Origin of the sequence: Gilliamella apis (assembly GCF_030758615.1) — a bacterium.
GTDB lineage: Bacteria > Pseudomonadota > Gammaproteobacteria > Enterobacterales > Orbaceae > Gilliamella > Gilliamella apis_A.
The window spans coordinates 1,001,412-1,016,800 of sequence record NZ_CP132381.1 but is presented as its reverse complement, the minus strand read 5'-3'; the positions used below and the strand labels follow the sequence as shown (position 1 = coordinate 1,016,800).

Annotated in this window: 9 protein-coding genes and 1 tRNA gene; all 10 read right to left on the bottom strand. The window is 35.5% G+C overall.

Translation table 11 applies throughout. The features are described from left to right. Window positions 1-34: 34 nt before the first annotated feature. The 10 genes from infB to RAM17_RS04670 all read right to left on the bottom strand — a co-directional run bounded on the left by infB (window position 35) and on the right by RAM17_RS04670 (window position 15,145). Entirely contained in the window at window positions 35-2,686 is a 2,652-nt protein-coding gene (infB, locus tag RAM17_RS04715) for a translation initiation factor IF-2 (RefSeq protein WP_110448320.1), read from the bottom strand. Window positions 2,687-2,703: 17 nt separating this feature from the next. Next, window positions 2,704-4,179 carry a transcription termination factor NusA gene (gene nusA / locus RAM17_RS04710; RefSeq protein ID WP_110448321.1) on the bottom strand — a complete coding sequence of 492 codons (1,476 nt, stop codon included), beginning with the start codon at window positions 4,177-4,179 and terminating at the stop codon, window positions 2,704-2,706. 16 nt (window positions 4,180-4,195) lie between these two features. Continuing rightward, window positions 4,196-4,657: a ribosome maturation factor RimP gene (gene rimP, locus RAM17_RS04705; protein ID WP_110448322.1), complete on the bottom strand. Its 462-nt coding sequence runs from the start codon at window positions 4,655-4,657 to the stop codon at window positions 4,196-4,198. Between the two features lie 192 nt (window positions 4,658-4,849). Continuing rightward, window positions 4,850-4,926: transfer RNA gene (locus tag RAM17_RS04700), tRNA-Met, on the bottom strand. Between the two features lie 216 nt (window positions 4,927-5,142). Next, window positions 5,143-5,949, bottom strand: coding sequence for a tryptophan synthase subunit alpha (trpA, locus tag RAM17_RS04695; protein ID WP_110448323.1), 807 nt, complete (start codon window positions 5,947-5,949; stop codon window positions 5,143-5,145). After that, on the bottom strand, window positions 5,946-7,139 hold the full coding sequence (gene trpB / locus RAM17_RS04690; protein ID WP_110448324.1) for a tryptophan synthase subunit beta: 1,194 nt from the start codon (window positions 7,137-7,139) through the stop codon (window positions 5,946-5,948). The genes trpA and trpB overlap by 4 nt, the downstream gene beginning before the upstream one ends. A 23-nt stretch (window positions 7,140-7,162) precedes the next feature. Then, window positions 7,163-8,545, bottom strand: coding sequence for a bifunctional indole-3-glycerol-phosphate synthase TrpC/phosphoribosylanthranilate isomerase TrpF (trpCF, locus tag RAM17_RS04685; RefSeq protein ID WP_110448325.1), 1,383 nt, complete (start codon window positions 8,543-8,545; stop codon window positions 7,163-7,165). Between the two features lie 15 nt (window positions 8,546-8,560). Further along, complete coding sequence (gene trpD, locus RAM17_RS04680) at window positions 8,561-10,192, bottom strand: bifunctional anthranilate synthase glutamate amidotransferase component TrpG/anthranilate phosphoribosyltransferase TrpD (protein WP_110448326.1); 1,632 nt, start codon at window positions 10,190-10,192, stop codon at window positions 8,561-8,563. After that, window positions 10,192-11,754, bottom strand: coding sequence for an anthranilate synthase component 1 (locus RAM17_RS04675; RefSeq protein WP_086359749.1), 1,563 nt, complete (start codon window positions 11,752-11,754; stop codon window positions 10,192-10,194). The genes trpD and RAM17_RS04675 overlap by 1 nt, the downstream gene beginning before the upstream one ends. A 307-nt stretch (window positions 11,755-12,061) precedes the next feature. Then, window positions 12,062-15,145: a tetratricopeptide repeat protein gene (locus tag RAM17_RS04670; RefSeq protein ID WP_110448327.1), complete on the bottom strand. Its 3,084-nt coding sequence runs from the start codon at window positions 15,143-15,145 to the stop codon at window positions 12,062-12,064. Between the last annotated feature and the right edge of the window lie 244 nt (window positions 15,146-15,389).

Below are 15,389 nucleotides of genomic sequence, written 5' to 3'. Positions count from 1 at the left end.
CTAAAACCTTGCTTATAACATGTTAACGTATTAATTAAATAGTACGTTTGATTTCAACAGTTTCAAAGACTTCGATATTATCACCAACACGAACATCGTTGTAGTTACGAACACCAATACCACATTCCATACCATTACGAACTTCGTTAACATCATCTTTGAAGCGACGTAATGATTCAAGTTCGCCTTCATAGATAACCACGTTATCACGTAATACACGAATTGGATTATGACGCTTAACTACGCCTTCGGTTACCATACAACCAGCGATTGCACCAAATTTAGGTGATTTAAACACATCACGTACTTCGGCAAGACCAATAATTTCTTGCTTATATTCTGGAGCAAGCATACCGCTCATTGCTTGTTTAACTTCATCAATAAGGTCATAAATAACTGAATAATAACGTAAGTCTAAGTTTTCAGCCTCTACAACTTTACGCGCAGATGCATCAGCACGAACGTTGAAGCCTAAAATGATCGCATTAGATGCTGCAGCAAGTGATGCGTCAGTTTCAGTAATACCACCTACACCTGAACCAATAATTTTAACTTTAACTTCATCAGTAGAGAGTTTAAGTAATGAATCAGAAATTGCTTCAACGGAACCTTGTACGTCAGCTTTAAGGACGATATTAAGTTCAGATACATCACCTTCAGTCATGTTAGTAAACATGTTTTCAAGTTTAGCTTTCTGTTGACGAGCTAGTTTAACATCACGGAATTTACCTTGACGATATAGAGCTACTTCACGAGCTTTCTTTTCATCACGAACAACTGTCGCTTCATCACCTGCTGACGGTACACCAGAAAGACCTAAAATCTCTACCGGAATTGAAGGACCAGCTTCAGTAACTTCTTTACCTAATTCGTTACGCATCGCACGAATACGGCCATATTCGAAACCACACAATACAATATCACCTTTACGTAAAGTACCTGATTGAACCAGCACAGTTGCCACTGAACCACGACCTTTATCAAGGAATGATTCAATAACCACACCACTAGCCATACCCGTTTCATAAGCAGTAAGCTCAAGAACTTCCGCTTGTAACAGAATCGCTTCTAATAATTGGTCAATACCCGTTCCCGCTTTTGCTGAAACATGAACGAATTGAGTATCTCCACCCCAATCTTCTGACATAACGCCATATTGAGCTAGTTCGCCTTTAACACGATCTGGATCGGCTTCAGGTTTATCAATTTTGTTAACCGCAACGACAATTGGTACATTAGCGGCTTTAGCATGTTGAATCGCTTCAATGGTTTGTGGCATAACACCATCATCTGCTGCAACAACTAATACCACGATATCAGTTGCTTTAGCACCACGAGCACGCATTGAAGTAAATGCAGCATGGCCTGGGGTATCTAAGAAAGTGATTTCGCCACTTGAGGTTTTAACATGGTAAGCACCAATATGCTGAGTAATACCACCGGCTTCACCTGAAGCAACTTTCGCTTTACGAATATAGTCAAGAAGAGATGTTTTACCATGGTCAACGTGTCCCATGATAGTCACAACTGGAGCACGTGAAACTTTTTCTGCACCTGTATCACGGTCGCTCATTAGTGATTCTTCAAGTTCGTTTTCACGACGAAGTACCACTTTGTGTCCCATTTCTTCAGCAACCAATTGTGCTGTTTCTTGGTCAATAACCTGATTAATAGTTGCCATTGCCCCCATTTTCATCATGGTTTTGATAACTTCTGAACCTTTTACAGCCATTTTGTTGGCTAGTTCGGCAACAGTAATGGTTTCACCAATAACTACATCTCGGTTAACAGCCTGAACTGGTTTATTAAAACCTTGCTGTAAAGTACTTTTGCCTTTTTTCTTGTGGTTACCACGAGTGACAGCTCGAGCTTCTTCACGTTCAGCTTTACCTTCAGATAATTTGCTGGCTTTTTTCTGTTTAGTCTGTTTAGTACCACGACCACGACCTCGACCGCCTTCGACTTCACGATCGGTATCATCTTCAGCAGCACGAGCATATTTAGAAGTAGTTACGTGATAATCTTCATCATCACTGTTATTATTGGTTTCTTCTGTTTCGTTATATTGTTCAGCAAGTTTACGCGCTTCTTCCGCCATACGTTTGGCTTCTTCTTCAAGTTTACGGCGGTTTTCTTCTTCAGCTTTACGTTTAATTTCGTTAGCTTCAGCTTCTAAACGTGCTTTTTCTTCTTGTGCTTTTTTCACTTTAGGATCAGCTGCTTGTTCTTGAGCGGCTTTAGCCTTTTGTTCTTGACTACGCTTTCTAGCTTCTGCTTCATCACGTTTCTTTTGTTCTTCAGCCGCTAATTTTGCCTTTTCTTCGGCTTCTTTACGTGCTTTTAACTCAGCTTCTTGTTGCGCTTTTTGTTCTGCTTCAAGACGTGCTTTTTCTAATTCCGCTGGATCTTGTTTAACAATAGTTCGTTTTTTACGAACTTCAACTTTAATTTCTTTGCTTTTACCACCGCCACTTGACACATTCAATGTTGAATGTGTTTTACGTTGTAGTGTTAATTTTGTTGGGCCTTGCTGAGGATTTAAATGCGCAAGCAAAGCTTCTTTTTCCTTTTGGGTAACAGAATCCGATGCAGTTTTTTTAATACCAGCATCAGCAAACTGTTGCAAAAGCGTTTCCACTGGAGTTTTTATCTCTTGAGCCAGTGTTTCGATTGATACTTTGGTCATGTATTACTTTCCCTCAATTATTCATTTGCAAACCAACAAATATTACGGGCAGCCATAATAAAATCGCCAGCTTGTGTGCTTGTTAAACCTTCAATATCCGCAAGATCATCTGTACCTTGTTCAGCTAAATCTTCTAAAGTTACCACATCTCGTTGTGCTAATTGATAGGCTAATTCTTGTGTCATACCTGGTAGATCTAATAAATCTTGAGCAGGTCGTTTATCACCACTATGAGCAAGAGCGATAGTTGTTAATGCATCTTTTGCTCGATTTCTTAATGCTTCAACCAGCTCTTCATCAAGTTCATCAATTTCTAATAACTCTTCAACTGGTACATAAGCTAGTTCTTCTAATGAAGTAAAACCTTCTTCAACTAAAAGCTGGGCAAGATCTTCTTCAATATCTAAATGTTTCATTAGATTATTAATTGCTGCAAAAGATTCTGCTTGATGTTTTTCTTGCAAATCTTCTGTGCTCATAACATTTAACGTCCAACCAGTAAGTTGTGATGCTAAACGAATATTTTGTCCATTACGACCAATTGCTTGTGGTAATGTTTCAGCATTAACTGCGACATCCATAGTGTGTTTATCTTCATCAACCACGATTGACACAACATCGGCTGGCGCCATAGCATTGATAACATATTGTGCAGGATTATCATCCCAAAGAACAATATCGATACGCTCACCACCAAATTCATTTGAAACCGCTTGAACACGTGCGCCTCGCATACCAACACAAGCACCAACAGGATCAATACGACGATCGTTACTGCTAACCGCAATTTTTGCACGAGAACCTGGATCACGAGATACACCTTTAATGTCTATCATCTCTTCACCGATTTCCGGCACTTCAATGCGGAATAACTCTTCCATCATTTTCGGGTTTGAACGGCTAACACAAAGTTGTGCTGGTTTATTATCTTGTTCAACAAGATATAAAATACCTCGCACACGATCACCAATTCGGAAATTTTCACGAGGTAACATATCATGGCGAGACATCATTGCGTCAGCGTTATTACCTAAATCGAGGATAACGCTATCACGATTGGTCTTTTTAACAATACCAGTAACGATATCACCGATTCGGTTTCTAAACATGTCAATCACCATTGCACGCTCAGCTTCACGTACTTTTTGGACAATAACTTGTTTAGCGGTTTGAGTTGTAATACGGTCAAACGCGACTGACTCAATTTGTTCTTCTACGTAATCACCTAATTTTACATCAGGCTCTTCAAACTGTGCTGCTTCAAGGGTTATTTCTTTGGTAGGTTGAGTTACTTCATTTACCACTAACCAACGACGGAACGTATCATAATCGCCAGTTTTATGATCGATTTTTACAATAACATCGATATCAACAGTATGTTTCTTTTTAGTGGCCGTCGCTAATGCGGTTTCAAGCGCTTCGAAAATCTTATCTCGGGTAAGTGCTTTTTCATTAGATACTGCTTCAACAACAGCTAAAATTTCTTTATTCATCCTTTACACCTGTACTCTATTTAAGGTTAAAATTCGGTACAATGTTTGCTTTTTGAATATTACTAAAAGCAAACACTTCATCATTTCCATCTACATTTAACGTAATCATTTCATTCTCAATGGATTTAATCTGTCCTTTCCACTTGCGACGATTGGCAACAGGAATACGCAAACTGACGATGACTTCTTCACCAACAAAACGTTGATAGTGTTCAAGCGTAAACAAAGGCCTATCCATACCTGGAGATGAAACTTCAAGATTGTAGGCGTCTGTGATAGGGTCTTCAACATCAAGTACCGCACTAATTTGTCGACTAACATCAGCACAGTCATCAACGGTAATACCATTTTCACTATCAATATATACGCGTAAAACGGGATAACGACCACGAATATATTCAATACCAACTAGCTCAAAACCAAGCGCATTAACTGGTTCTTGAATGATATCGGTCAATTGCTGTTCTAAATTAGCCAAACAAACCTCCACTGCAGAAAATAAAAAAGGGCATAAAGCCCAACATTCCTTTTAAACTCACGTTTGAATCATAACGCATAAAAAAACCCCGACAAGCGAGGCTACATTTAAAATTTAATATAATGAAGCCACTTGATTCGAACTTTCAGACAATAATAATAGGATAGATTAATGTATGAATGAAAATTTAAGTGGTTGCGGGGGCTGGATTTGAACCAACGACCTTCGGGTTATGAGCCCGACGAGCTACCAAGCTGCTCCACCCCGCGATAGATGGCTGAAGATTATACTATGTTTTGTAAAATATGCAACCCAAAATCATACTAGAATTATCAAAATCGTTTAAAGTCATTGAAAACTAAGCAGCTATAATTTTGTGTCGCAACTAATTACAATTAATCTCAAGTTATGATTAATATAAGTACAATTATTGTTTTTTCAAGTAATAAATTCCGCTGAATAATCAGCGGATAGTTTTACTGTTATTATTTTTGCGTTGCAGCTTTCATCGTTTTAACGAAACTAGCTAGTTCGCTCAACATTTTGGTTGGATTATTAAGGTTATTCTCAATAATTTTGACCGTTGCCGATCCTGCAATTGCGCCAGCAGCACCAGCTTTAATTGCTTCACTCACTTGATTTGGTTCTGAAATACCAAATCCTTGAATCGCAGGCGGTGCTTTAAACTCTGTCAATTTTTCCAGTAAATGAGTTAACGGTTTATTCGCACGATTTTCAGTACCGGTTACACCAGCTCGTGAGACTAAATAAGTATAACCTTTACCATGCTTAGCAATATTTTTTATTACCTCATCATCAGCATTAGGTGGGCAGATAAATATCGGAGCTATGCCATGTTTTTCTGCAGAACCAGTAAACTCTTGTGCATATTCAACCGGTAAATCAGCAACTAAAACAGAATCAACACCAGCTTTAGCGCATTTAGCATAAAAGTTATCAATACCATTTTTAAATACTAAATTGGCATAGATTAACAATCCAACAGGAATATCTGGATTGCTAGTTCGAATGTTAGTTAAGATTTCGAAGCATTTCTCAACAGTTATACCGCCATTAAAAGCACGAATATTAGCATTTTGAATTGTTGGTCCATCCGCCATTGGGTCAGAAAATGGAATACCTAATTCTAACGCATCAGCCCCTGCATCAATCATGGTTTGAATAATTTGACTTGAAAGTTGTGGATTTGGGTCACCAACTGGAACAAAAGGAACAAATGCACCTCGTTTTTCGACTGTTAAACGATCAAACAGTTTTTGATAACGACTCATTCTATTTCTCCTTTTGCTTTAAATATATCATAAACCGTAAAGATATCTTTATCACCACGACCAGATAAATTAACAATTAATAATTGTTCTTTATTTGGATTTTCTTTAATCATTTTCAGTGCATAAGCTAATGCATGCGATGACTCTAATGCAGGAATGATACCTTCACTTCGAGATAATGCTTTGAAGGCTTCAAGCGCTTCATCATCAGTGGCAGAGACATATTCTGCTCGACCAATACTATCTAAATATGCATGTTGTGGTCCGACTGCCGGAAAATCAAGGCCAGCAGAAACCGAATAAGACTCTTCAATTTGCCCTTCATCCGTTTGCATCATTGGTGTTTTCATACCAAAGTAGATACCGAGTTTACCATGTTTTAGCGATGCACCATGTTCACCACTTTCAATACCATGTCCACCTGGCTCTACACCAATTAATCTAACTGATTTATCATCAATAAAATTAGCAAACATACCAATTGCGTTTGAACCACCACCAACACAGGCGATGACTGCGTCAGGCAAACGACCTTCTTTTTCCATAATTTGCTGTTTTGCTTCACGACTAATCATTTGTTGAAATTCACGCACAATGGTCGGAAATGGATGTGGGCCAGCAGCTGTACCTAACATATAGTGTGCGGTTTCATAACTACCAGACCAATCACGTAATGCTTCATTACAAGCATCTTTTAACGTGGCAGAACCGGTTTCAACTGGAATGACGGTAGCACCCATTAATCGCATTCTAAATACATTTGGAGCTTGGCGTTGAACATCTTTTGCTCCCATGTAAATTCGGCATTTTAAACCTAATAATGCGCAAGCTAATGCTGAAGCGACACCATGCTGACCAGCACCCGTTTCGGCAATAATCTCTGTTTTACCCATTCTTTTAGCCAGTAATGCTTGGCCTAGGACTTGGTTAGTTTTATGGGCACCACCATGGACTAAATCTTCTCGTTTTAAATAAAGTTTTGTTTTGGTACCTGCAGTAAGATTTTTACACAATGTTAATGCGGTTGGTCGACCTGCATAGTTCACCAAAAGGTCATTAAATTCTTTTTGAAAACTTGCATCGTGTATCGCCGATATAAAGGCATCCTCAAGTTGTTCTAGCACTGGCATTAATATTTGTGGTACATATTGACCACCAAATTCGCCAAAATAAGGATTTAATTTAGACATAACCATTCCTTCAATATAATTAGTTAAATTTGTTCAAATACTGCTGTAATTTTTTGTTTATCTTTAATTCCGGCCGATATTTCAACACCTGAGTTAAGGTCAACGCCAATAACATCAGTAGCGAGTGCTTGACTTACATTTTGTGGATTAATACCACCAGCCAAAATGACATTACTTAAATCTTTACCCTTTAATAATGACCAATCAAAACTTTTACCCGTTCCGCCAGCACCATTATCAAATATATAACGAGAGACTAATGGATTATCATGGTTCGGAATACTATCACTAATACTTAATGCTTTCCAAATTTGACAAGTTGTTGGCAATTGTTGGCGGAGTGTTTGAATATAATTATCATCTTCATGACCATGTAATTGTACTGCGTACAGTGATAATTGTTGCGCTATTTGGCAAACTTCGTCTATATCACTATTTTTAAAAACTCCCACCCAATTTAATGGTGCTGCTGCAATAACACTACGTGCTTTAGTTGGTGTAATATATCTTGGTGAATTAGAGACAAAAATTAATCCGCCATAAATCGCACCTGCTTGATAGACAGTTATCGCGTCCTGCGCTCTGGTTAAACCACAGACTTTATTTTCACCTAGGATCACCTTACGAATAGCTAGATTTAAATTTGACTCAGACATTAACGCGCTACCAATTAAAAAACCGTTAGCATAATGGCTAAGATCTTTAACTTGATTATGAGTGTAAATACCCGATTCACTGATAATAATTCGATCATCAGGAATAGATTTAGATAATGTTTTTACTCGATTTAAATCTACTGACAGATCACGAAGATTACGATTATTAATACCAATAACTTTGGCGCCAAGATTAATGGCTCGCTCAACTTCACGTTCCGTACTGGCTTCAGTCAAAATTCCCATATTAAGTTGATGAGCAATTTGGCTAAGATGGCGATACTCATCATCATTTACCACTGATAACATTAATAAGATAGCATCCGCTTGATAATATCGCGCTAAGTAAATTTGATATTCATCGATAATAAAATCTTTGCAAAGTACTGGTTGTGTGACTTCATTACGTACCATAGGCAAAAATTCAAAGCTACCTTGAAAATATTTTTCATCAGTTAAAACTGAAATCGCTGAAGCATAATCTTTATAAACTTTAGCAATCGTTGCCGGATCAAAATCATCACGAATTAAGCCTTTAGATGGTGACGCTTTTTTACATTCTAAGATAAATACCGTTTTCGGTTGTGTTAATGCTTGATAAAAATCACGATCACTCAGTACAACTTTGCTTTTAAAGTTAGCCAGTGGATTTTTAGCTTGCTGTTCAGCCAGCCATAGTTGTTTATCTTCAATGATTTTTTTTAATACTGTTGCCATTTCAACATTTTCGGTTAATGCTGCAATTGCCATGTTATTCTCCACTTATTATCTTGCTGCTAACTTTTGTAATAGCTCATAAGCCTTGCCACTATGCATCAATTCAATTGCACGTTGTGCATTTTGTTTTAAGTCTGGTTCACCAAACAAGCTAATTAACATAGCTACATTTGCAGCAATAGCCGCTTCATGAGCTGGTTTACCATGTCCTTGTAAAATAGCTAACAACAAATCACGATTCATTTCAGGTGTACCACCCTCAATATCTTTTAAAGTATATTGTTGTAAACCAAAATCCTTTGGTGTTAGCGTAAAATAGCTGATTTCACCATTTTTTACTTCGGCTACTTGAGTCTCGCCATGAATAGCCACTTCATCCATACCTGCACCATGTACTACATATGCATGGGTATAGTTCAACATTTTTAATGTTTCTGCAATCGGTTTTATCAAATCAGGATGATAAACACCGAGTAAAATACGTTTTGGTCGTGATGGATTTATCAACGGACCTAGCACATTAAAAATTGTTCGTGTTTTTAATTGTTGACGAACTGGCGCAGCATGACGGAAACCTGAATGATATTGTTGAGCAAATAAGAAACATACCCCTAATTCATCAAGCGCTTTACGTGAGGCTTCCGCTGACATGTTTAATTTAATACCTAAAGCAGATAGTACATCGGAAGATCCTGATTTACTTGATACCCCTCGGTTACCATGTTTAGCGACTTTATACCCTAAGGCTGCAGTAACAAAAGCACTAGCTGTTGATATATTAATACTATTCGTGCCATCACCACCTGTACCAACAATATCGGTAAAATCATAATCAGGGACTTCAAAAGCATCTGCATTTTCAAGTAATGCTTGCGCAGCACCAGCAATTTCATCTGGTTTTTCACCTCGCACTTTCATACTTATAATCGCAGTTGCCAAAACAGTTGGTTCAATTTTACCTTGAATAATTAAGTTAAATAGTATTTTGCTCTCTTGTTGTGACAATACTTGTCCTAAATACAATTTATTTAAAATCGGTTGAATGTTGTATTCTTGCTTATCGACAATTGCCTCTTGTTTTGCTTGCGGTTGTTTTTGGACTGGATTAAGAGCCCATTCAATGGTTTGCTCTAATAATTTTACCCCTTGAATGGTTAAAATCGATTCAGGATGAAATTGAAAACCACAAACCCGATCCTCATCATTACGTACTGCCATAACAATGTTATTACACATGGCATTAATCGTTAATGTTTTCGGTATATTTTCACCTTTTAAAGAGTGATAACGAGCCACCGGTAATGGATTTGGTAAGCCTTTAAACATAGCTTGACCATCATGTTCAATTAATGAGGCTTTACCATGCAAAATATCACCAGCTGGTACAATCATACCACCATAAGATTCGACAATCGCTTGATGGCCTAAGCAGATACCAATAATCGGTAATTTCCCTTTTAAACGTTTTAGTAATTCAGGCATTGAACCAGCTTCGCTTGGCGTACCTGGTCCTGGCGATAACATTAAGATAGGATTTTGCATATGTGATAATTTTTCGATAATCACATCCGCCGGAATAGTATTACGGTAAATCGTCACGTTATGTTGATTATGACGTAACTGATCAACTAAGTTATAAGTAAACGAATCAACATTATCAATAAATAAGATATTAGCCATTAAAATACACCTTCTACATTATGTGCTGCCATAATCGCGCGAACAACAGCACGAGCTTTGTTACGTGATTCGTCGGATTCTGATTGAGGTTCTGAGTCTAAAACCACCCCACCACCAGCTTGCACCGTGGCAATGCCATCTTCAACATAAGCACTACGGATAACAATACAGGTATCCAAATCACCACTAGCGGTTAAATACCCCACTGCTCCACCATAACTGCCACGTTTTATTTTTTCTGATTCAGCAATTAACTGCATTGCTCTTACTTTAGGTGCGCCGGTTAATGTTCCCATATTCATTGTTGCTTGATAAGCATGTAGTGCATCAAGATCAGTCCGCAACTGGCCAACTATTCTTGAAACAAGGTGCATAACACACGAATAACGGTCAACTTTTAATAACTCTTTAGTATAACGAGTGCCCGGTTGGCAAATACGAGCTAAATCATTACGGGCTAAATCAACCAGCATTAAGTGTTCTGCCAACTCTTTTTTATCAGTGCGCATTTCAAGTTCTAGTCGGCTATCCAAATCATAATCAATCTCACCACTTGCGGTTAAACCACGTGGTCGAGTACCGGCAATAGGGTAAATTTCAACTTGATTATTGGTCTTGTTATATTTAAGGGCACTTTCCGGTGATGCACCAAATAGAACAAAATCGCTATCTTGCATATAAAACATATATGGACTTGGATTGGTATTTTTTAACACTTGGTAAGCAGATAATGGTTCAGGGCATGGTAATGAAAAACGTCTTGAAGGAACGGCTTGAAAAATTTCACCTTGTTGGATAGCATCCTGCATTTTTTTAACTATGGTATTGAAATCATCATCACTCTTATTACATGAAACATTTATTTCTGCTAAAGATTGAGTCTTAATCGCTTTCATCGGTTGATTAAGTTTACTTTGCAACTCAGTTAAGCGTTGATTCAAACGTTTTGTCTCATCAGGACAAGAAGTAAATGCCGTTGCTTTTAATAATGAAACACGGTCTTTATGATTAATTTCCAGTAATGTTTCAGCTAAATAAAAGCGAAAGTCTTGGCAACGTTGTTCGGTTGGTAACAGAGGTAAATCCTCAAAGCCAGCAACAAGATCATAAGCAAATAAACCACCGACAAATACTGCATCAGAACTCGCTTGTTGTGGGATATTAACGATGTTTAATAATGTTCTTAGTGCATCAAAAATTGATAATGACTTTAAGCGAGAATCTTCATCTTGCAAATTATCAATAGCCGGAAAAACTAGCTGAAGATTATGTTCATCTAATTGTGTTTTAGCAACGTTATCAGGAAAAGCTTGTAGCAATAAAGGCAATAATTTTTTTCCGTTACTGGTTAAAGCTTGAAAAGTGACTTGGTTATTGAGTGCAGAAATAGTCAAAGCACTATCAACTATCATTACACTTTTAATACCTTGCTTATTATCAATTTCAGCTGATTCCAGTAACAATGTTGCCGGTTTGTTATCACAAAGTTGATAAAATACCTGAGTCGGATCCTGATAATAACCAATGGTTTTAATTATCTGTGTTAATGTAGGCTTATTCATTGTTGACTCTCTTTTATAAAATTATTTTTATCTTTGCAAAACTAAAATACCCGCACTGAGCGGGTATTATGAAAAAAGGATATCATCACATCACCCGCAGGAAGTAATGCGCCACCAACCAAAGTGAATGAATGGACAAGTAATCAGATGTAAAAATTGTATTTTCATAATGTTATTGGTATAAAATAGATTTTGTACTATTAAACTAGTTCAATGATGCGATGTCAAGTGAATATTTTATGTTCGATAAATAAAAACAATTTTTACAAAATAAAAATGCGCGCTGATTAAAGCGCGCTTTTTATGGTTAACGTAATGGCATTTCCGATTGAACTACTTTAATCGGCTTGCTTCTAGTTTTAGACTTAGAGGTTCTTACATGGTTTGTTATCCACAATTTATGATGAGGTTGACATTGAGGACCTAAATAGATCTTTTCAAGATAATCTTCTATTTTGCCATAATTAACAAATAGACTATTTGCATAAGCATAATCTTTCGGTGCTTGTATTAGGTCATCTGCAATATTGGTAATATAAATCATCCGGCACTCATCTTCATCCTCAAAAGCAGCATGCTTGACTAAACATGAGATAGGCATCAATGCTAAAGCAATCAATTGATCTAAATTAGTTATTTTATCCATTATCTTTTTTTGCTTAGTTTTTTTAGGATTTTTCAAAGAATGAATAATTTCTTCAATTTGTTGTAATTTTTTTCTAATTATATTTATTTTTTCTTCTTCGTTTAGCGAGTATAAATAATTATTCCATTTTGCATCAATATTTTCAGGAGAATTACTTTGATGCTCTAAATAAAAGGAGTACTTGTTACGTTTAGCAATACTAATGTAGCCATTTTTTGGATCGAAATAGAGGCAGCGGAATAATGGCAAAAGACCAACAGAAGATGTAATATTTTTTTCAGCAATAGTTTCAGAGTTTTTTGGGGCTGAATTTTTGTTTAAATCATTTTCGGTTTTATCATTCTTATGATTTAAACTTTTATTTGAAACATTTATTCCCATAGTTGCAACTGTTTTTTTAGCTAAAACATTTTGTTGCGAACTAAAATTTTTATATTTTAATGAAGAATTAATACTCTCAGAGTTAATAATTCCCTCAATATTTTTACTAAAAAATTCCTGATTAAAAACCACACTGACACTTGATCCGACAATATTGTTTTCATTACCATAAAGCCTAAATTGATTTAATGAATTATGATTAAATGAAAAACTAGCTAAAAAAGTTTTGATCTCATTGTCTTTTTCAGTCTTAACACTTAACCAATCAGTTAACACTTGGTTTTCTGTCGGGTCATTCATAAAATCAACCACATTTAAACGAAAATCACTTGGTTTATTTTTTAAAAGATTAAATAAAACTTCTGGTTTGGTATAATGAGCCACCTGCCGCTCAAATACTAGTCCATCATTATTTTTAGATTCATTTAAATTAAATTTTACAAGTAATTCCTTTTGTATCTCAATCGTTAATTCTCTAATATTACAAATTTTGTTTACCAAGTCATTTCGCTGTTTTTCTTCAAATATTGATAAATTTTTATTGCCAATTACAGATAACATGATTTGAGCAATAATATAAATTTCAAACATATCATCATAATAAACCACATTTTGATAATACTCTTCCGCTGATTTTAATTTATTTTCCGTTTTCCCATAAAAAACATTATCACCTAATCTACATTGTGCAAAAGCAAAAACCATTGGATAATCTTGCTTTTCAACTTTTAAATAATAGTGTTCAGACTTTTCAATATCATTTTTTTCCTCTCGATAAATATCACCTAAAATCAACTGTACAAAAGCATATACCTTTGGATTATCTTGCTTTTTAACATTTAAATAATATCGTTCGGCCTGCTTAATGTTATGTTTTTCTTTTTCGTAAATAACACCTAAATTTAATTGTGCTAAAGCATATACCTTTGGATTATCTTGCTTTTCAATATTTAAATAACAGTGTTCAGCCTTTTCAATATCGTTTTTCCCTTTTCGATAAATAACACCTAAATTAAATTGTGCTTGAGCATATACCTTTGGATTATCTTGCTTGTTAACATTTAAATAATATCGTTTAGCCTGCTCAATGTTATCTTTTTCTTCTTCGTAAATAATACCTAAATATAATTGTGCTTGAGCATATACCTTTGGATTATCTTGCTTGTTAACATTTAAATAATATCGTTCGGCCTGATCAATGTTATCTTTTTCTTCTTCGTAAATAATACCTAAATATAATTGTACTTGAGCATATACCTTTGGATTATCTTGCTTGTTAACATTTAAATAATATCGTTCGGCCTGCTCAATGTTATCTTTTTCTTCTTCGTAAATAATACCTAAATATAATTGTGCTTGAGCATATACCTTTGGATTATCTTGCTTGTTAACATTTAAATAATATCGTTCGGCCTGCTCAATGTTATGTTTTGCTGTTTGGTAGATAATACCTAAATTCAATTGTGCATTAGCATATACCTCTCGATTATCTTGTTTTTCAACATTTAAATAATATCGTTCGGCCTGCTCAATGTTATGTTTTGCTGTTTGGTAGATAATACCTAAATTCAATTGTGCATTAGCATATGCCTTCTGGTTATCTTGTTTTTCAACATTTAAATAATATCGTTCGGCCTGCTCAATGTTATGTTTTGCTGTTTGGTAGATAATACCTAAATTCAATTGTGCATTAGCATATACCTTCTGGTTATCTTGCTTTACAACATTTAAATAATATCGTTCGGCCTGCTCAATGTTATGTTTTGCTGTTTGGCAGATAATACCTAAATTCAATTGTGCTTGAGTATATGCCTTTGGATTATCTTGCTTTTCAACATTTAAATAATATTGTTCAGCCTTCTCAATGTTATGTTTTACTGTGTAGTAAATAATACCTAAATTAAATTGTGCTTGAGCATATGCCTTTGGATTATCTTGCTTTTCAACATTTAAATAATATTGTTCAGCCATATCAATATTATGTTTTGCTTCTTGATAGATAACACCTAAATTTAATTGAATCCCAGCATATAACTTTGGATTATCTTGCTGCTCAACATTTGAATAATAACGTTCCGCCTGCTTAATATCTTGTTTTTCATATTGGTAAATACTACCTAATCTAAATTGTGCATCAGTATATAGTTGAGGATCATCCTGCTTTTCAATATGTAATAAATGATCTATTGCTTTTTGCCAATCTTTTTTATATTTGTAATAAATTTCACCCAATTCATACTGAGCCAGTGCATATTCTTCATCACCATCTTGACCATCATGCCGAGTGATTTTTTTGAGTTGCTCAATTCGTTGTTCGATTTCTGCTTCTGTTTTTTGTTGTTCCATTTCAATCCCTTTTTTCATTATTTTTATCTTCAATTAATAGTAGTTAAGGTCTTGCACTGTTAATAATATTTGGTTATTTTTTGAGTTATTTGATTTTATCAACAGTTAAATAAAATACGAAAATATTTTGTTAATAAATATTATTTTAAATAACTTTGTTATAAATATGTTTATGTCCATAAATAGACTGAACACAAGAAGCTATTTTAATTTCATATAGTTATATCAATTAATAGTTTGTCAAATTACCTCATACCGATTA